The following is a 16,878-nucleotide window of genomic DNA, read 5'->3' as shown; positions in this document are numbered from 1 at the left end:
TCCGATCAGCGCCCGTGCCAGTCCCGCATGTGGGACCGGTGCACCTCGGGGACCACGGACGGGTCGTAGAACTCGTCGTAGAAGTCCACGTCGAGATGGACGGACTGGAATCCCATCTGCGTGTGGTACGCGGGCAGATACGAGGGGAACCGGCCGGACTTCTTGTAGGCGTACTCGCAGAAGGCCACCGTGGCGTCGATCGCCTTCTGGCTGATCCCGCTGATTCCCGCCGCCACCTTCTCCGGCTCCCGCCAGCCGCCCCGGCCGATGCCGCCGCGGTAGATGCCGCTCTCGCCGAACTTGCGCTCGACGACCGCGTGCACCGCCGCCTCCATCGACTCGTAGTACGGCGGGCAGTACGGCTTGAGCAGCACCTCGCCGTCCCGCTCCAGGCCCAGCGGATAGGCGAAGCCCGCGTCCTGCCCCCGGAGTTTGAGCACCATCTTGGCCAGCGTGGGCACCCGGAAGTAGCGGCTGATCGGCATCTCGGCCATGCGGAAGTCCAGCGCCTCGAACCACCCGCCGTCATGCCCGGTGTAGTGCGGGAAGCCGCCCAGGCCAAGCGCCTGGCTGACCAGGCCCAGGTTCTGCAGCATCATGCCCATCTCGATGCACGCCGTCTCCACCAGAAGGCGCTCGGCGTACTCCATCGGCATGGACTTCAGCTTCCGCGGGTCGTCGTCGAGGTGGCCGCCCTTGGACTTGCCGAACTTGCCGAGGCCGGCCGGCAGGAAGAACCGCCGCTCGTCGATGCAGAAGACCGCCATCTCCTCGTTGAAGAACTCCAAGAGGATGTTGATGTAGAGGTAGGACAGGTCCTCGATCGGCAGGAAGTAGGTGGACCCGGGGGTGTGCAGCGACCACTCGTTGCCGGTCAGGTTGTACGGGGACGCCACCGGCGGATGGCGGCGCTCGGTCCCGATCCTGATCCGGGTGGCCCGGTACGCCCCGACGAAGTCGTTCTTGGCGACCAGCTCCTTGACCTCGTTGAGCTCCGCCGTGGACAGATCGGCGGGCCGGCGGATCAGATAGGTGGCCTCGTCGTCCATGACCACCATCGCCCCGCTCTGGAGCGCGTCCGAGCTGGAGACGGTGCGGCCGACCACGCCGGCCATCACATTGCCGCCCTTGCCCTTCTCCCAGTTCCAGTCGTTGAGCGCGGGGCCGGTGATGCCGCAGGCGGCGAAGGTGAGGATCGCCTGCTCCTCCTCCGTCAGCGGCACCGGCTCGTGCTTGCTGCGGTACTCCAGCGGCCCGCCGGGGACCGTCATCCCCATGCCGAATCTACGGGCCCGGCGGGACTTCAGGCCCTCGATCAGCGGAAAGCTCTGCCAAGTGTCGCTCGCTGCCATGCTCTCGCGTGCTCCCGGTTCTTGAGGTTCGTGAGTGAGCGGCTTCGGACGATGCGCGGCCCCGGCCGGGGAACCACCAGTTCGCCGAGCCCATGAGCTTCATGGCGGCCGGCACGACGAACATCCGCACCAGCGTGGCGTCCACGGCGATCGCCACCGCCATGCCGAAGCCCAGCTCGCCGATGGGCTGGATCCCGGAGAGGGTGAAGCCGCCGAACACCGCCACCATCAGCACCGCCGCGCCAGTGATCAGCGGGCCCGTGGCGGAGATGCCGAGCGCCACGCTCTCGGTGTTGCCGAGCCCCGCCTTGTAGTACTCGCGCACCCGGCCCAGCACGAACACCTCGTAATCCGTGCTCAGGCTGAACAGCAGGGCCAGCAGGAGCACGGGGACGAAGTTGGTGACCCGGCCGGACGCGTCGAAGCCGAGCGCCTCCGCCACCGGGCTGCCCTCCTTGAAGGCGAGGGCCAGCATGCCGAACGCCACGGACACCGACAGCACATTGACCAAGATGGCCTTCAGCGGCAGCAGCACCGAGCGGAACGACAGCATCAGGATGACGAAGATCGCGAGCAGCATGACCCCGACGACCGTGGGCAGTCCGTCGGCGATCACCTTGTTGGCGTCCACGCCCTCGGCGGTCTGCCCGCCGACCTCGATGCGCAAGCCCTCGCCGTCGGCCCGCGCCGCCACCCGCCGGACGTCCTCGAGCAGCCCGCGCGTCCCGGGCGAGGAGGCGTGTTCCTCGGGGATCACCTGCGCGATGAGCTTGGTGCGGTCCTCGGAGACGAAGTACCCCACCGAGGCGCGGACGGGGTCCGGCAGCCGGTCCCGTACGCCGGGCTCCAGCGCGTCGAACGGACGCCCCGGAGCCGCCTGTTCCAGGGCGTCGAGCGCGGAGTCCACCCGCCGGACGTGCGGGAGGCCGGCCAGCTCGTCCCGCAGCGCGGCGATCCGCCCGCCCTCGCCGCGCAGCGGGGTGTCGGAGCGGATCAGCACCACCATCGGGGAGGCGTCGCCCGGCCCGAACTGCTCCTCCACCCGGTCGTAGGACTGGCGCACGGTCGAGGAGGTGGGGGTGATCTTGGCGTCCGGGGTGAAGGTGTCCAGGGCCAGGGCCGGGACGGCGCCCACCGCCAGCAGGGCGCCGCCGCCCAGCAGGGAGAGCACCGGGCGGCGCAGCACCCGGTGGGCGAAGCGGTACCAGCCGCGCTCGCGGGGGTCGGCGGTGGCGCTCGCCGGGCGGAGCTTGGCGAACACGTCCCATCGCCCGATCCGGTTGCCGACCGCGTACAGCAGCACCGGCAGCAGCAGGACGCTGGTGAGCACGGACACCGCGACGACCAGCGCGGCGCCCAGCGCGATCGACTGGATCACCGGGAGGTTGACGAAGGCGAGCGTGGCCATGGACACGATGACGGTCACGCCCGAGGCGACCACGGTCTCCCCGGAGGTGGCGAGCGCGATCCGCAGGGCGCGCGGTACCGGCTCACCGCCTTCGAGCTCGTCCCGGAAGCGGCGGATCATGAACATCGAGTAGTCGATGCCGACGCCGAGGCCCAGCATGGTCGCGGTGTTCTGGACGAACACCGACAGGTCGTAGGAGTCGGCGAGCACGGAGAGGATCGCGAAGGTGACGACGGCCGCCGTGCCCGCGGTGATCATGGCGACCACCGCGGAGACCACGCTGCGGAACAGCAGCAGCAGGATCACGGTGATCAGCGGCATCACGATGATCTCCGCCTTGACCAGGCCCTCTTCGCTCAGGACATTGATCTCGCCAAAGAACGGGGCCGTTCCCACCATGCCGACGGTCAGGCCCCGCGCCTCGTACCGCTTGTCGAACTCCCGCTGGATGTCGGGGAGGATGCGCCGGGCGGTGCCGTCGTCCACGTCGAGGCCGAACATCTCGATCGCGGTGTGGCCGTCCCGGCCGACGAACGCGTTCTTCGGCGCGCTCTGGAGGGTGGACCACCCGTAGTGCGAGGCGGCCCTGAGCCGTTTGTCGCCCTCGATGTCGTCCACCACCTGGCGCACCCGGCGCTCGAAGGGGGCCGTGCCGGTGGCGTGGCGCTTGTCGTGGACGACCAGGGTGACGCTGGTCCGGCCACGGCCGGTGAACCCCTCCTTCTGCTGCTCCGCCACCCAGGTGGACTGTGAGCCGGGGACGTACCAGCCGCCGCCGCTCAGCTTGTCCGGCAGCGACAGCGCGAGCAGCCCGCTGATCACCAGCAGCGCGCCCCACACCGCCAGCAACGGCCATCGCACCCGGCCGATCACGCTTACGAACCGCTCCGTCACGTGGCCCTCTCCCCGGCTTCTTCCCCGCTCCCCTGTCGGACGATCAGTAGACCGTGGTGTCCAGGCCCTCGCCCAGGAAGTAACCGGCCAGTGCGGGCAGCGCCTTGGCCCGCGCGGGCGGGTGGAACGCCAGGGCGCGCGTGGCCTGCAGCAGATAGCCGACCTCGGTGTCGCGGATGAAGGAGATGCCGCCCGCCAGCTCGCTCGCGGCCGTGGACACCTCCATCACCGACTCCTGGACCTGGAAGCGGGCCAGCAGCGAGCGGGCCAGCTGGTCGCCCGGGTCCTCGAGGGACGCGGCCATGTCCCGCGCCACGTTCTCCACGGCGCCCATGGCGCTCTCCAGCTTCACCAGCAGGGCGCCCACCTCGGCGCGGGAGACCCGCGGCGAGGCCATCGCCTTCTCCACCAGCGTGCTCGCGACGCCCACGTACGAGGCCGCGGCCAGCAGCTCGAACCAGGTCCAGCCGCGGATCTGGAGGGTGTCCATCTGGGTGCCGGGGCGCTGGTCGGTGAAGACCATCAGCGACTCGTCCAGGACCAGGTCCTCCAGGATGACCTCGTCGCTCTCGGCGCCGGCCAGCACCTCGCTCTCCCAGAACGGGCGCCGCACCAGGCCCTCGGTCGCGGCGGGCACCAGGGCCATGGCCAGATGGCCGTCGTACTTCTCGTCGCCCTCCACCAGCACGCTGGCGGTGAACCAGTCCATCGACGCCGACAGGCTGCACGGCTTCTTGCTGCCGCTGATGATGAAGTTCTTGCCGTCCCGGCGGGCCCGCATGGTCGGCTCGAGCATGCTGCCGCCGCGCTTGGCCTCGGCGGACGCCGAGGCGACCAGCTGCTTCTCCCCCGCGATCGACTTCAACAGGATCCACTCGAAGGCGTCGGGGGCGCAGTGCTCGGTCAGATACTCCGTGAAGGTGGCCAGCGAGAGCTGGTGCATCATCGCGGCGACCGCCAGCGAGGGCGAGCGCATGGCCAGGGCCCGCTGGACGCGGACCGCCTCCAGCGGCTCGGCGCCCAGACCGTCGTGCTCGGCGGGCACCAGCAGCCCGGCCCCGCCGGCCTCCCGGAACGCCGGGATGGCCGGGCCGCCACGCTTCTCCAGCTCTGCCAGCGGATGCTTGGCCAGCTTCTCGTCGAGCCCGGGGAGCAGCCGCTCCAGCGCCGCGCGCTCCCGCGTCCCGAGGCGGCCCGCTGCGGTCGAATGGGTGTCGGTCATGGTGGACTACTCCGGTTTCGCTACGACGGCACAGACAGGGGAGAAGCCGCGGTGGACGGCTTCGAGACGGAATCCGGCGGATGCGAGCAGGGACTTGATCTCCAGCTCGGTACGCAGCTCACCGCCGCTGACGACCAGGCACTCGATGTCGCCGAGGGTGGCGAAGGAGGGGGTGCCGTTGCCCGGGATCACCATGTCGAACAGGACCAGGGTGCCGTCCTCGCCCATGGCGGCCCGGCAGTTCTCCAGCAGCTTGCGGGCCTTGTCGTCGTTGTAGTCGTTGAGGACCATCGACAGCAGATAGCAGTCGCCGCCCTCGGGTACCGACTCGAACATGTCCCCGGGCACGAAGTCGACGCGCTCGGCGTGCCCGGCCTCGCCCATGAGCTGCTTGGCGCTGTCCACCACCCGCTCGCGGTCGAAGAGCACACCGCGCAGACCGGCGTGGGTCTCCAGCAGGTTGGACAGCACCACCCCCGCGCCGCCGCCGACGTCCACGACCACCTTGTGCTGCCCGAAGTCGTGCAGCGGCACGGCCAGCAGCTGGGCCTGGGAGGCCATGGCCGTCATCGCGCGGTCGAAGAGGTCGCCCTCCTCGGGGTGCTTGTCGATGTACGCGTAGTAGGGCGAGCCGTGGTGGTCGGAGAAGGTCTCGCCGCCCTTGCGCACCGCCTCCGGGGTCAGCGACCACGGGTCCCAGTGCCAGCGCGAGCCGTGCAGCATGGCGTTGTAGCGCATCGAGAACGGGTAGTCGGTGCGCAGGAAGTGTCCGGCCTCGGTCAGCGCGAACGTCTCGTCCTCGGCGTGGTCGAGCACCCGCAGCGTGCCCGCCGCCCGCAGCACCCGGTACAGCGCCCGCGGGTCCACCTCGTGCTGCTTGGCCAGGTCCTCGGCGCCGCGCGGGCCGTCCGCGAGCGAGTCGGGGATGCCCAGGGTGGCCAGGGTGGAGATCACCTGGGTGCCCCAGTGGCCCAGGATGAGCTGCATGAGGCCGGCGACCGGGAGCGCGGAGTGCGCTATGACGTCGACCGGTTTGAGCTGTTGGTCGTCGGAGGATTCGGCGTGCTCGGTCATACTCGTCCTTCCTCGGGGCGCTGCGGGCGGTGGGCGACCACGTCGCCGGGCAGTTTCTGGTCCAGGTACTGGGTCAACATGAGGCGGCGCCGGGGCTTGCCGCTGGAGGTGCGCTGGATGGTGCCGCGCCGGCAGCTGAAGACGGTGACGTCGACGACGCCGCCGATGTAGAGGGACAGGGCCTCGGCCAGCCGCTCGGCCCACTCCCCCGGCTCCAGCTCGGCGAGCACCACGATCCGGCGGGCGTCGACCAGGGTGGCGCAGCGGTAGCGGTCCACGCCGGGGGTGTCCCCGAGCCGGGCGTCCAGGTCCTCGGCGTAGATGTTGCGGCCCCTGACGCTCAGGGCGTCGCCCAGCCGCCCGATGACGTACGTCTGGCCGTCCAGCAGGAACCCGGCGTCTCCGGAGTACACGCTGCCGTCCGCGAACCGGGACGAGCTCTCGGCGTCCGGCGGCTCGTACCCGGCGGCCACGCTGTCTCCGGACAGCAGGAGTTCGCCGAGGTAGCCGTCGGGCAGCGGCCGGCCCTCGGGGTCCACCGCGGTCACCGAGACGCCCTCGATCGGGGTCCCCGAGCTGACCAGCCACTGGGCCGGGCTTGCGGCCGCCCCCGCGTCCCGCAGGGTGCCGCGGGCGAGGACCTTGACCGGCTGCTCCGGGGCCAGCGACTCCCAGTCGAGGTGGACGGCCTGCGGCACGGTGCCCGGCGGGTGTCCGGTGATCCCGAGGGTCATCTCGGCCATGCCGTAGCAGGGTGTGAAGACGGCGGGGTCGAAGCCGTACGGCTCGCACAGCTCGGTGAACTCCCACAGCCCCCGCGGATCGTGCCGCTCCGCGCCCAGGGTGGCCGAGCGCAGGGCGGAGAAGTCGGCGCCCTCCAGGTCCTGGGCCTTGAGCCTGCGGGCCGCGTACGCGAATCCGAAGGACGGCGCCGCGGTGTACGCCATCCCCTCCCGGGCGATGCAGTCGACCCAGCGCCTCGGGTCGTAGATGAACTGCTCCGGGCGCATCAGGGACAGGTCACCCTGCTGGGACACGATGGTCATCAGACAGCCGACGAGCCCCAGGTCGTGGTACATCGGCACCCAGCTGACGGTCTGCAGGGCGCCGTCGTAGTCGATCAGCCGGCTGTTGCCGCGGGCGTTGGCCTCCATGTTCGCCCAGGTGATCCGCACCCCGCGGGGGCTGCTGGTCGAGCCCGAGGTGAACTGGAGGGTGGCCAGTTCGGCGCTGGGGACGGCGCTGAGCCGGTCGGTCTCGGTGCCGGTGGAGAAGTCGCTGGAGAGCACGGCGACCGGGCCGCCGCCGTCCTCGCCCGCCGCCTCGGCGGCGGCAGCGGCGGCAGCAGCTGCGTCGGTCAGCATCGACAGGTGCACCGGGTCGCCGACCACCGCCGAGGCGCGGGTCAGCCGCAGCACGCGGGCGACATGGCGTACGTAGTCCTCACGGCCGCCGAAGCGGGCGGGCGGCGCGATGGCGGTGGGGACGAGCCCCGCGTTCACGGCGCCGAAGAAACCGGTGACGAAGCCGACGCTGTTGGGCGTGGCCAGCACCACGCCCGGGCGGTCCTTGTGCGCCCGGGCGCGGAGGGCCGCGCTGGCCAGCGAGACCAGATGCGCCAGATCGGCGTAGCTGTAGCGGTCCCACTCGCCCGAGCCCCGCGCGAAGCGCATACCGCGGTCGCTGCGCGGGGCGACCAGCCAGGACAGCAGCGGTGAGGGAGCTGCGCCGGACGCACCGGTCACGGGGTCGGGCCCACCGGTCACGGGGTGCCCGCCTTCCGCTTCATCACCTTCTGCACCTCGGCGAACACCTCGAGCGCCTGTTCCAGCTGGGCCTGGGTGTGGGTGGCCATCGGGCAGATCCGCAGCATGGCGCCCGTCGGCGGGACGCCGGGGTACAGCGCCACACCGGTGAACACGCCGCGGTCGTACAGCTGGCGCCACCACTCCATGGCCAGGTCGTCGTCGCCGAGGATGACCGGGATGATGGGCGTCGTCCGCTCGGGGAGGTCCGAGTCGGGCCCCATCGGCAGGCCCAGGCCCTTGAGCTCGGTGCGCAGGAAGCGGGAGTTGCGGCGCAGCTGCTCGGCGAGTTGGTCGCCTTCGGGCGAGCGGCGGATGCGTATGGCCTCCAGCGAACCGCCCAGCGCCGCCGGGACGCCGACCGTGGTGAACACGAAGGCGCGCGCGGTGATCTGGAGGTAGTCGATCAGCTCGCGGCTGCCGGCGATGAACCCGCCGACGCCGGCCAGCGCCTTGGACAGGGCGCCCATCCGGATGTCGATCTGGTCCTGGACGCCGAACACCTCGGCCGCGCCGGTGCCGTGCTCGCCGAGCACACCGAGGGAGTGCGCCTCGTCCAGCATCACCGCCGCGTCGTTCTCCCGGCAGATGTCCAGCATCTCGTCCAGCGGTGGCAGGTCCCCCTCCATCGAGTACAGCCCGTCGAGGATGACCAGGATCCGGCCGCCGTCGGCCTTGGCCCGGCGGACGCTGTCGGCGAACAGGTCCATCCGGTTGTGCCGGAAGCCGCGCAGCTTGGCCCGGGAGAGCCCGGCCCCGTCCAGCATCGAGGCGTGTGCGAAGGAGTCGGACACCACGGTGTCGCCCACGCCCACCAGGGCGCTGATGGTGCCGATGTTGGTCTGGAAACCGGTGGTGAACAGCAGGGTGGCCTCGACCCCCAGCCAGTCCGCCAGCTCCTCCTCCATCTCCCGGTGCAGGGCCGTGGTGCCGTTGAGGATCCGGGAGCCGGTGAGCGAGGTGCCGTAGCGGTCCACCGCGGCCTTGGCGCCGGCCAGCACACGGGGATGGCTGGCCAGGCCCAGGTAGTTGGGCGAGCCCAGCATCAGCCGCGGGGTGCCCTCCATGGTGACGACCGGGTCGAGCAGGGATTCCGCGTTCCGGAAGAACGGCAGGTTTCCGGCTGCGACGCCGCGGTGGTACGCCGTGACGAACTCCGAGGACTGGAGGTCCCTCAGCCAACTGGCCGTGTACTCAGGCATCGTGGGCCGCCTCGCTCTCGGTCCGGGCGCCGGACACGCGCACGATGTAGTCGACGGCGTCCCCCACGGTGCGCAGGTCGATCGCGTCCTCTTCGCCGATCTTCACGTGGAAGGTGTCCTCGAGTTCCTGGGTGAGGGTGAGGATGTCGAGCGAGTCGATGCCGAGGTCGGCCTTCCAGGTCGCGCCGCGCACGATGCGCTCGGCGGACACCCCGCGGACCGTCAAGTGGTCCAAGATCACCTTCAGGACCTCGTCATCCGTCACCCGGGCCGACTGCTCTGCCATCACTCGTCCTCTCCATGTTCCCGGCGGTCCCCGCGTTCCAGGTGTTCCTGGCCTTCCCGGCGCAGCTGCCCCCGGGCCCTGACCAGATCGCGGCGGCTGACCCCGACCTTCTTGAGCGTCGGCATCAGGACGTCGCGGAAGAACACCTCGCGGTCGATCCCGATGACCTGCATGACGGCCAGCCGCTTGTCGTAGTCCGGCAGCAGGTCGTAGGCCGGCATCTTGAATTCCTTGACCACGTGCGCGATGTCCTTGAGCGTGCCCTCGTAGTCCTCCTGAAGGCAGGCCTGCAGGGTGCGCCGGTAGAAATCCGCGTGCGCGGCCTCGTCCCGCGCGATGTAGCGGCAGATCTCCGCCATCACGGGGTCGCCGAGCTCACGGGCCCGGTTCAGCTGCTGCCGATAGCTCATCCAGGTCGTCTTCTCCTGGATGGCGCCGTACACGAACATTCTGCGCGGCGTGGCGAACGGCATCGTCCACCGCCGGCTCAGTACTTTTCTCTCGAATTCCCGGACCTGCTCCTCGGTGCGCTGACCGCTGCGCAGCAGGAATTCCTTCAGGGCGAGCGCGTGCTTGGATTCCTCATAGCCCCAGTTGACCTGGAACCAGGCCTGTCCGAAGGACTCCCGTACGACATTGAGCCCTTCGGCCACATAGTCCGGAAGATACATCTCGACGCCGAGGAACGTCTCCGCGCACTGGGCCAGGCTCTCGTCCCGGCTCTGCTCCTGCCATTTGTCCCACGGAATGTCGTCGAAGACGCTCCAGCGGCGGCGCCGCTCGGCGAGTTCGAAGAACTCCATGTACTGCCGGTACAGCGTCTCCTCTGAAAGGAGGTCCACGGCTCAGCCCTCCCGGACCGCGGGCGTTCCGGAGCGGATCAGTTCGACGACATCGCCGACGGTGCTGACGCCGAACAGCACGTCGTCGTCGAAGCTGAGCCCGGTCTGGTCCTCGATGGAGACGATCAGTTCGAGGGTGGCCACCGAGTCGAGGCCGATCTCCCCGATGTCGTCCGCCGGCGTGAACGTCCGCTCGGCCAGCCGGGCGTCCACCTCCGCCGCCGCCTTGGCGACGATGCGCAGCGCTTCTTCTTCCGTCAGATCGGCGGTCGTCACTGGACTCCTCCGTGGCCCGCGAGGCCGTTGTGGGAATACGCGCCGCGGCAGTACGCGTCGCGGCAGGCGGCGCGCCGCAGTTTGCCGCTGCTGGTCTTGGGCAGCGTGCCGGGCTTCACCAGCACCACCTCGTCGGGCGTCACCCCGACCGAGCCGCGGACCCGGGTGGCGATCTGCTGCGCGAGGTCGGGGGGCGAGCTCGCCGGCTTGTGCTCGGCCACCACCACCAGGCGCTCGTCCGGGGTGGAGAAGGCGATCACATGGTCCGGGCGGACCCCCGGGAGCCCCAGAGCGGCCCATTCGATGTCCGTCGGGTGGTACTTGCGGCCGTGGTGGATGACCAGGTCCTTGGTCCGGCCGGTGACATACAGCTCGCCGTCGCGCAGAAATCCGAGGTCGCCGGTGCGCAGCCAGCCGTCCCTGAAGGTCTCCTCGGTCAGCTCGCGCGCCCCCCAGTAGCCGCGCGCGACGCTGCCCCCGCGGATCTCGATCTGCCCCTCGGTGGACTCCTCGGCGAGCTCACCGGAGGCGGCCCGGATACGGGCTTCCCAGCCGCTCAGCAGCGGCCCGCAGGAGACCATCTCGCGCGTCCCGGTCTCCCCGGCCCCGGGCCCGGTGTCCACCGGGCGGACCGCGCCCTCCTCCTCGAAGGCCGCCCTGTCCACCGACAGGGTGCGCAGCCCGTCGCCGATCGTGGTGAAGGCCACCCCGAGGGTGCCCTCCGCCAGCCCGTAGGAGGGGGTGATGGCCTTCGCGTCGAACCCGACGCCGGCGAAGCGCTCGGCGAACTCCCGCATGGTCCGCGGCCGGACCGGCTCCGCGCCGACCCCCGCCACCCGCCACGCGGACAGGTCCCAGCCGGCCATCTGCTTGTCGGTCGCCCGGCGGGTGACCAGCTCGAACGCGAAGTTGGGGGCGTAGGAGAAGGTGCCGGAGACCTTGGACATCCAGTCCAGCCAGGTGGTGGGGCGGCGCGCGAATTCATAGGGCGGGATGAACCAGACCGGGACCTCGTACACCAGCGGCCCGAGCATGCAGCCGATGAGCCCCATGTCGTGGTACAGCGGAAGCCAGCTGACGAACCGGTCGCGCCCGGCGGACGTCCCCAGCGCCTCGTCCATGGCCCGCGCGTTCTCCAGGAGGTTGTCGTGGGTGACCACGACGCCCTTGGGGCTGGCGGTGGAGCCGGAGGTGTACTGCAGGAACAGCGGCTCCCCGCCCTCCGCCTCCACCAGTTCCCCGGTCGGCTCCCCGGCGGCGAGCTCCGGGTAGCCGACGGGCTTGGCCCCCACCGCGTCGACGCAGATGTCGAAAAGCGCCTCGTCGGCGATGATGTGCCGCGGCTCGCACGACGAATGGATCGAGCGCAGGCGTTCCCGGTAGGCCTCGATCCGGGTCAGCATGGCCGGTGGGAACACCGGTACGGGGATGACTCCGGCGCGCACCATACCGATGAACGCGACGATGAACTCACGCTGACCGGACAGCATCAGAATGCCGCGGTCGCCTCGCCGGAAACCCGCGGAGGCGAGCCGCCTGCCGAAGTCCTCACCGGCGTCCTTCAGCTCCGCGAAGCTGAGAAAGTCAGTGGAATCCCCGGAGACGAAAGTGAATCCCTGGGACGTTGATGACAACCGAGCGATGACACGAGAAAAGCTCACGTGCTGGAAACCTCCGCGTGCACGTACACCCCTTGGCAAGGGGGCATCGTTTTGCCGGGCCGCATTTTCGGTCCCCGGCGCCGTACGACACGGCAAGAAAATACCGAGGCTCGCACCGCGCGGAATCCGGCACCCGATGTAGTCACGCTGCAACCCGGGCGGAAGTCCGGCATCAACCTTCCGCGGCACACCGGATCAACCTCAGGGGGTGGGCGGCGGCGCGCGTGCCGCGGGGGTGGGGCGGAGGGGGTGGAAACCCCCGACGCGGGGTGGTGCGGGATGTACCCCGGATCGGCCGCGTAGCCCACCTCTCAGGGCCGGCGCAGCTCCCTACCGTCGGGTGTGCGCCACCGCATGGCGCACACCACTCCCCCCAACAGCGAGGAGCCGGGCATGGGTTCAGAGGAGCCGACCATGGGTTCACACGGCAAACACGCGCGGCGCGCGGTCCTGCGGGCCGTGTCGGCCGCGGGCGCGGGGCTGGCGCTGACCCCGTCGGCGGCGCGGGCCGCCTCCCCGAAGGGAGCCGACACCGGCGCGTGCGGGCCGGGCTGGCTGCCCGAGGGCCCGCTGCGCGTGTCCGCCGCCGACCCCCGCTACGCCCATCTGGTCGCGCGGGGCGCCAGCAACCGCTTCCGGGGCCGGCCGGACCACGTCTACCTGGTCGGCTCGACGGAGCACGTCGTACGGGCCGTACGGGAAGCGGTCAGGTCCGGGGCGCGGCTCGCCGTCCGCAGCGGCGGGCACTGCTTCGAGGACTTCGTCGACAGCCCCGACGTCAAGGCCGTCATCGACATGTCGCCCATGGCGGAGGTCTCCTTCGACGAACGGCGCCGGGCGTTCGCCGTCGAGGCCGGGGCCACCCTCGGCGAGGTGTACCGGAAGCTGTACCTCGGCTGGGGCGTGACCTTACCGGCCGGGTACCACGCCGAGGTGGGCGCGGGCGGGCATGTGCCCGGCGGCGGATACGGGCCGCTGTGCCGGCTGTTCGGGCTGGTCAGCGACTACCTCTACGCGGTGGAGGCCGTCGTCGTGGACCGCGCGGGCGAGGTGCGCGCCGTCGTGGCCACCCGGGAGGAGGACGACCCGAACCGCGAGCTGTGGTGGGCCCACACGGGTGGCGGGGGCGGCAACTTCGGCGTCGTGACCCGCTACTGGTTCCGCTCCCCCGAGGCCACACACGACACGGACCCGGCCCGGATGCTGCCCGCTCCCACCAGGACCGCGCTCACCTTCACCGCGGACTGGAGCTGGGAGGGGATGGACGAGGAACGCTTCACCCGCATGGTCCGCAACCACGGGCAGTGGGCCGAGCGGCACGGCGCCGCCGACGACGAGAACGCCGCGCTGTACGCCGAGTTCGCCCTGACCCGCCGCGCGGCCGGCTCCCATCTGCTCCTCGGCCAGGTCGCCGCGGAACCCGGCGCGGACCGCCGGCTCCTTGACGGCTTCCTCGGCGCGGTCAGCGCGGGCACCACCCGGCCGGGCAACCTGAAGGTCCACCGGCTGCCCTGGCTCACCGCCGCGCTGAACGGCTCGGGGGAGGCGGTGGGCGACTGGCACATCAAGATCAAGTCGGCCTTTCTGCGGCGCCCCCTGACGGACGCCCAGATCGCCGTCGTACACCGTCACCTCACCCGCGCGGACACCGACGTGGTCGCCGGGAGCGTCGTCCTCAACACCTACGGTGGCGCCGTCAACACCCTGTCCCCCGCCGATACGGCCATGCCGCACCGCGACTCGGTCCTGAAGCTCTCCTGCCTCGCGTCCTGGGCCGAGCCCGATCAGGCGCCCGGATACCTGGCCTGGATCCGCGAGTGCTACCGGGACCTGTTCGCCGACACCGGCGGTGTCCCCGTACCCGGCGAGGCCGCCGACGGCGCCTTCATCAACTACCCGGACACCGACCTCGCCGACCCGCGCTGGAACACCTCGGACACGCCCTGGCAGACCCTCTACTACAAGGCCAACCACCCCCGCCTGCGCGCGGCCAAGGCGCGCTGGGACCCCAGCGACGTCTTCCACCACGGGCTCTCGATCCGCCCCTGACCCGCGCGGCCGCGCCGACCACGCCGGAACGGGGCGCCCAGCCGCGCACCGGACGCGGCCGCCGGGCGGGCGTGGCTGCCGCGCGGTCGGAGCGGCGGGCCGGAACCGGCTGGGTGAGGTCAGCCCTGGGCGTTCCTGGCCGCCTCGGCCGCCGGGAGACGGTCGAAGATCGTGGTGACGTGCGCGATCTTGCCGTCCTCGATCGTCATGTACTCCGCGCAGCGGAAGCCCTTGGTCCACGGGGTGTCGATGCTGTAGACGATCGCCGCGCTCCCCTCGTCGGCGAGCACCTTCGTCACGGTCGCCTCGGTCAGCAGGTCGACGAACTTCTGGGTGAACGGGCGGTACGCCGCGACACCCTCGATCCGGCCGGCGGGCGCGTCACAGACGACGTCCTCCTTCAGGAAAGTCAGCGCGGTCTCGACATCCCCGCTGGTCCACGCCTTGGCGTAGCCCTCGGCGATCTGCTTGGTGTCCATCGCGGTCACAGCCGTGTCCTTCCCTACGGGCCGCGCCCTTCCGGCGGCCTGATGACTGCATCCTCCGCGCTGTATATGACACCTTCCGTCATATACCCCAGGAACTCGGTGCGAGGGGGCTCAGGACGCCGGGGTCTTGTCCGCCGCGGTGATCTGGCAGGTGATGGACGTCCGCTTGGTGTAGCTGGTGGTGTCCGCCATGGTGACGGTCTTGGTGGAGTTCGCGAGCACCGTGACGTACTTGTGGCGGTACCCGATGAGACCGCCCGATGGATCGTTCCAGCTCACCGCGATGCTGTAGCTGTAGCCGCGCGTCGTGTCGTCGTTGGTGATGGTGACGTCGTACGTGAGCTGACCGGCCGTCGGGTCGTAGTTGCAGTTGCTGCCGTCGGTCTCGTCGAGCCCTTCCGGGTCGTACGTGGTCGGCAAGGAGGGGGAGTCCGAGGGGGTCCCGTACGACGGCGCGGACGAGGGGACACCCGAGGGCAGGTCCGTAGGCAGATCCGTGGGCAGATCGGTCGGGACCCCGCTGGCACCGGACGACACGCCGCCGCTGCCGCCCCCGGAGACGAACCCACCGCCCCCGAGCCCGTCACTGTGCTTGTCCTTCTTCCCGCAGCCGGTCAGGGCGAACAGCCCGACCGCGGCGACGGCGACAAGGCGCGTGGAACGACGATGCATGTGCTACCCCCGTGGGACAACGGCCGATCAGGCCTTTGACGAGCACACGCCACCCTAAACGGCCCCCGGTCCCGGAGCGGAGTCGGGGGTTCCGGCAACCACCCGCACGCCCTCCCGGCACGACCTCGTGATCAGCGTCAGCGGTAGGTTCCGGTCGAGTCCCGGAGGGCGTCGACGGTCGTGGCGGAGAGGTCGCGGCCGCGGGTCTCGGGGCCGAGGCCCACCGCGAGACCACCGATGACGCAGGAGGCGATGACGAACAACGCGACGCCCCAGGAGCGGCCGCCCGTCGCGGCGACGAGGGCGACGGCGATGAGCGGGGTCAGTCCGCCGGTGACCGCGCCTGCGACCTCCCGGTACAGGGCCAGGCCGGTGAAGCGGGACCGCGCGGTGAACAGCTCGCTGAAGTAGGCGGCTTGCGGGGCGAACATGCAGCCCACGCCGATGCCCATGCTGACCACGACGGCCAGGGTGACGGTGAGCGAGCTGTGCGCGTGGTCGATGACCCAGAAGTACGGGAAGACGAAGACGGCGGAGAAGACGACGCCGGCCAGGGCCACCGGTTTGCGGCCGACGCGGTCGGTGAGGTGGGCGAACAGGGGGAGGGAGACGGCTGTCACGGCGGTGCCGACGGTGATCGCGACGGGGCCCGTCGAGCTGGAGAGTTTCAGCGTGTCGGTGAGGTAGGCGGCCAGGAACGTCAGGTTCAGGTAGGCGACGACGTTCTGCGCGGTCTGCAGGCCGAAGACGACCAGGCCGGCCCTCCACTCGGTGCGCACGACCTCGCGTACGGGAGAGACCTCGGCGGTCGTCGAGCGTTCCTGGGCGGCTTCGAACGCCGGGCTCTCGGTCAGCCGCAGGCGGATGACCAGGGCCACGGCGATGACCAGCACGCTGGCGGCGAACGGGATGCGCCAGCCCCACGCCAGGAACTGGTCTTCCGGCAGCTGGGTCGCCAGCGCGAAGGCACCGGAGGCGAGGAGGATGCCGATGTAGACACCGACGCTGGGTGCCGCGCCGAACAGTCCGCGCCGTCGTGGCTGGGAGAACTCGGCCGCCAGGATGGCCGCCCCGCCGTATTCGGCTCCGGCCCCGAGCCCTTGGACGGCGCGCAGGACGACCAGCAGGACGGGGGCGAGGACGCCCACTTGCCCGTACGTCGGGACGAGTGCCATGCCGACGGTGGAGGCGCCCATCACCAGCAGGGTGATGACCAGGACGCGTTTGCGGCCGAACAGGTCGCCGAGGCGGCCGAAGAGGACGCCTCCGAGCGGCCGGACGAAGTAGCCGATGGCGAGTGTGCCGAAGGAGGCCAGGAGTGAGGCCGTGTGGTCGAACGAGGGGAAAATGATCTTGTTGAAGACGAGGGCCGCGGCCGTGCCGTAGAGGTAGAAGTCGTACCACTCGAGGGCGGAGCCGACGAGGGAGGCCAGCAGGACCCTGCGGCGGTGGGCGGTGGCGCTGGGGGTGGGCTTCGCCGTGGCGAGGGTGGACATCGTCGTCCTCCTGTGACGGAAAGGGGCGGCCTGTTACGGAAAGGGACCTCGTTTTCCTATAGGAAATGCGGACCGGCGATAGGATGCTATAGGAATAGGGAGCGGGGCAATGGCTTGTGCTGAACAGTTCGAAACGGAGCCCCAGGCCGTC

The 16,878-nt window shown here is 70.7% G+C and carries 14 protein-coding genes; 1 reads left to right on the top strand and 13 read right to left on the bottom strand.

Annotated elements, in window-relative coordinates:
- Positions 1-5 precede the first annotated feature (5 nt).
- From ACFZDL_RS10670 to ACFZDL_RS10625, 10 genes are read right to left on the bottom strand one after another with little or no spacing between them, the layout of a single operon-like run.
- Positions 6-1,352 (bottom strand): hypothetical protein, encoded by a 1,347-nt coding sequence (locus ACFZDL_RS10670; protein ID WP_353595953.1) that lies wholly within the window; start codon positions 1,350-1,352, stop codon positions 6-8.
- Positions 1,285-3,654, bottom strand: a complete 2,370-nt coding sequence (locus ACFZDL_RS10665; protein ID WP_353595954.1) for an MMPL family transporter — start codon at positions 3,652-3,654, stop codon at positions 1,285-1,287. The genes ACFZDL_RS10670 and ACFZDL_RS10665 overlap by 68 nt, the downstream gene beginning before the upstream one ends.
- A 43-nt stretch (positions 3,655-3,697) precedes the next feature.
- Positions 3,698-4,876, bottom strand: a complete 1,179-nt coding sequence (locus ACFZDL_RS10660; protein ID WP_353595955.1) for an acyl-CoA dehydrogenase family protein — start codon at positions 4,874-4,876, stop codon at positions 3,698-3,700.
- Between the two features lie 6 nt (positions 4,877-4,882).
- Positions 4,883-5,950: a methyltransferase gene (locus ACFZDL_RS10655; RefSeq protein WP_353595956.1), complete on the bottom strand. Its 1,068-nt coding sequence runs from the start codon at positions 5,948-5,950 to the stop codon at positions 4,883-4,885.
- Positions 5,947-7,716, bottom strand: a complete 1,770-nt coding sequence (locus ACFZDL_RS10650) for an AMP-binding protein (protein WP_353595957.1) — start codon at positions 7,714-7,716, stop codon at positions 5,947-5,949. Before ACFZDL_RS10650 ends, ACFZDL_RS10655 begins: the two co-directional genes overlap by 4 nt.
- Positions 7,713-8,957 carry an aminotransferase class I/II-fold pyridoxal phosphate-dependent enzyme gene (locus tag ACFZDL_RS10645; protein WP_353595958.1) on the bottom strand — a complete coding sequence of 415 codons (1,245 nt, stop codon included), beginning with the start codon at positions 8,955-8,957 and terminating at the stop codon, positions 7,713-7,715. Before ACFZDL_RS10645 ends, ACFZDL_RS10650 begins: the two co-directional genes overlap by 4 nt.
- The gene (locus ACFZDL_RS10640) at positions 8,950-9,243 is read right to left on the bottom strand and encodes an acyl carrier protein (RefSeq protein ID WP_353595959.1); all 294 of its coding nucleotides are present in this window, start codon (positions 9,241-9,243) and stop codon (positions 8,950-8,952) included. The genes ACFZDL_RS10645 and ACFZDL_RS10640 overlap by 8 nt, the downstream gene beginning before the upstream one ends.
- Positions 9,243-10,085 carry an acyl-ACP desaturase gene (locus tag ACFZDL_RS10635; RefSeq protein WP_353595960.1) on the bottom strand — a complete coding sequence of 281 codons (843 nt, stop codon included), beginning with the start codon at positions 10,083-10,085 and terminating at the stop codon, positions 9,243-9,245. Before ACFZDL_RS10635 ends, ACFZDL_RS10640 begins: the two co-directional genes overlap by 1 nt.
- A gap of 3 nt (positions 10,086-10,088) precedes the next feature.
- The gene (locus ACFZDL_RS10630) at positions 10,089-10,361 is read right to left on the bottom strand and encodes an acyl carrier protein (protein ID WP_353595961.1); all 273 of its coding nucleotides are present in this window, start codon (positions 10,359-10,361) and stop codon (positions 10,089-10,091) included.
- A complete protein-coding gene (locus ACFZDL_RS10625; protein ID WP_353595962.1) occupies positions 10,358-11,995 on the bottom strand; it encodes a fatty acyl-AMP ligase in 1,638 nt (545 codons plus the stop codon). The genes ACFZDL_RS10630 and ACFZDL_RS10625 overlap by 4 nt, the downstream gene beginning before the upstream one ends.
- 420 nt (positions 11,996-12,415) lie before the next feature.
- On the opposite strand from ACFZDL_RS10625, the gene ACFZDL_RS10620 reads away from it, so the two are divergent.
- Positions 12,416-14,071 (top strand): FAD-binding protein, encoded by a 1,656-nt coding sequence (locus tag ACFZDL_RS10620; protein ID WP_353595963.1) that lies wholly within the window; start codon positions 12,416-12,418, stop codon positions 14,069-14,071.
- Between the two features lie 119 nt (positions 14,072-14,190).
- Here the strand turns inward: ACFZDL_RS10620 and ACFZDL_RS10615 are convergent, their stop codons facing one another.
- From ACFZDL_RS10615 to ACFZDL_RS10605, 3 genes are all read right to left on the bottom strand, one after another.
- Positions 14,191-14,550, bottom strand: a complete 360-nt coding sequence (locus ACFZDL_RS10615) for a nuclear transport factor 2 family protein (protein WP_353596011.1) — start codon at positions 14,548-14,550, stop codon at positions 14,191-14,193.
- A 120-nt stretch (positions 14,551-14,670) separates the two neighbouring features.
- The gene (locus ACFZDL_RS10610; protein ID WP_353595964.1) at positions 14,671-15,231 is read right to left on the bottom strand and encodes a hypothetical protein; all 561 of its coding nucleotides are present in this window, start codon (positions 15,229-15,231) and stop codon (positions 14,671-14,673) included.
- A 137-nt stretch (positions 15,232-15,368) separates the two neighbouring features.
- Complete coding sequence (locus ACFZDL_RS10605) at positions 15,369-16,727, bottom strand: MFS transporter (RefSeq protein ID WP_353595965.1); 1,359 nt, start codon at positions 16,725-16,727, stop codon at positions 15,369-15,371.
- Between the last annotated feature and the right edge of the window lie 151 nt (positions 16,728-16,878).

Origin of the sequence: Streptomyces sp. NPDC007917 (genome assembly GCF_042959105.1) — a bacterium.
GTDB lineage: Bacteria > Actinomycetota > Actinomycetes > Streptomycetales > Streptomycetaceae > Streptomyces.
The sequence above is the reverse complement of the archived record's forward strand: the minus strand, read 5'-3'. Positions and strand labels throughout refer to the sequence as shown.

Bases quoted from the DNA above. Each gene is read 5' to 3' on its own strand.
- ACFZDL_RS10670 (WP_353595953.1), bottom strand. From the start codon at position 1,352: ATGGCAGCGAGCGACACTTGGCAGAGCTTTCCGCTGATCGAGGGCCTG.
- ACFZDL_RS10660 (WP_353595955.1), bottom strand. From the start codon at position 4,876: ATGACCGACACCCATTCGACCGCAGCGGGCCGCCTCGGGACGCGGGAG.
- ACFZDL_RS10655 (WP_353595956.1), bottom strand. From the start codon at position 5,950: ATGACCGAGCACGCCGAATCCTCCGACGACCAACAGCTCAAACCGGTC.
- ACFZDL_RS10645 (WP_353595958.1), bottom strand. From the start codon at position 8,957: ATGCCTGAGTACACGGCCAGTTGGCTGAGGGACCTCCAGTCCTCGGAG.
- ACFZDL_RS10640 (WP_353595959.1), bottom strand. From the start codon at position 9,243: ATGGCAGAGCAGTCGGCCCGGGTGACGGATGACGAGGTCCTGAAGGTG.
- ACFZDL_RS10620 (WP_353595963.1), top strand. From the start codon at position 12,416: ATGGGTTCAGAGGAGCCGACCATGGGTTCACACGGCAAACACGCGCGG.
- ACFZDL_RS10615 (WP_353596011.1), bottom strand. From the start codon at position 14,550: ATGGACACCAAGCAGATCGCCGAGGGCTACGCCAAGGCGTGGACCAGC.
- ACFZDL_RS10610 (WP_353595964.1), bottom strand. From the start codon at position 15,231: ATGCATCGTCGTTCCACGCGCCTTGTCGCCGTCGCCGCGGTCGGGCTG.
- ACFZDL_RS10605 (WP_353595965.1), bottom strand. From the start codon at position 16,727: ATGTCCACCCTCGCCACGGCGAAGCCCACCCCCAGCGCCACCGCCCAC.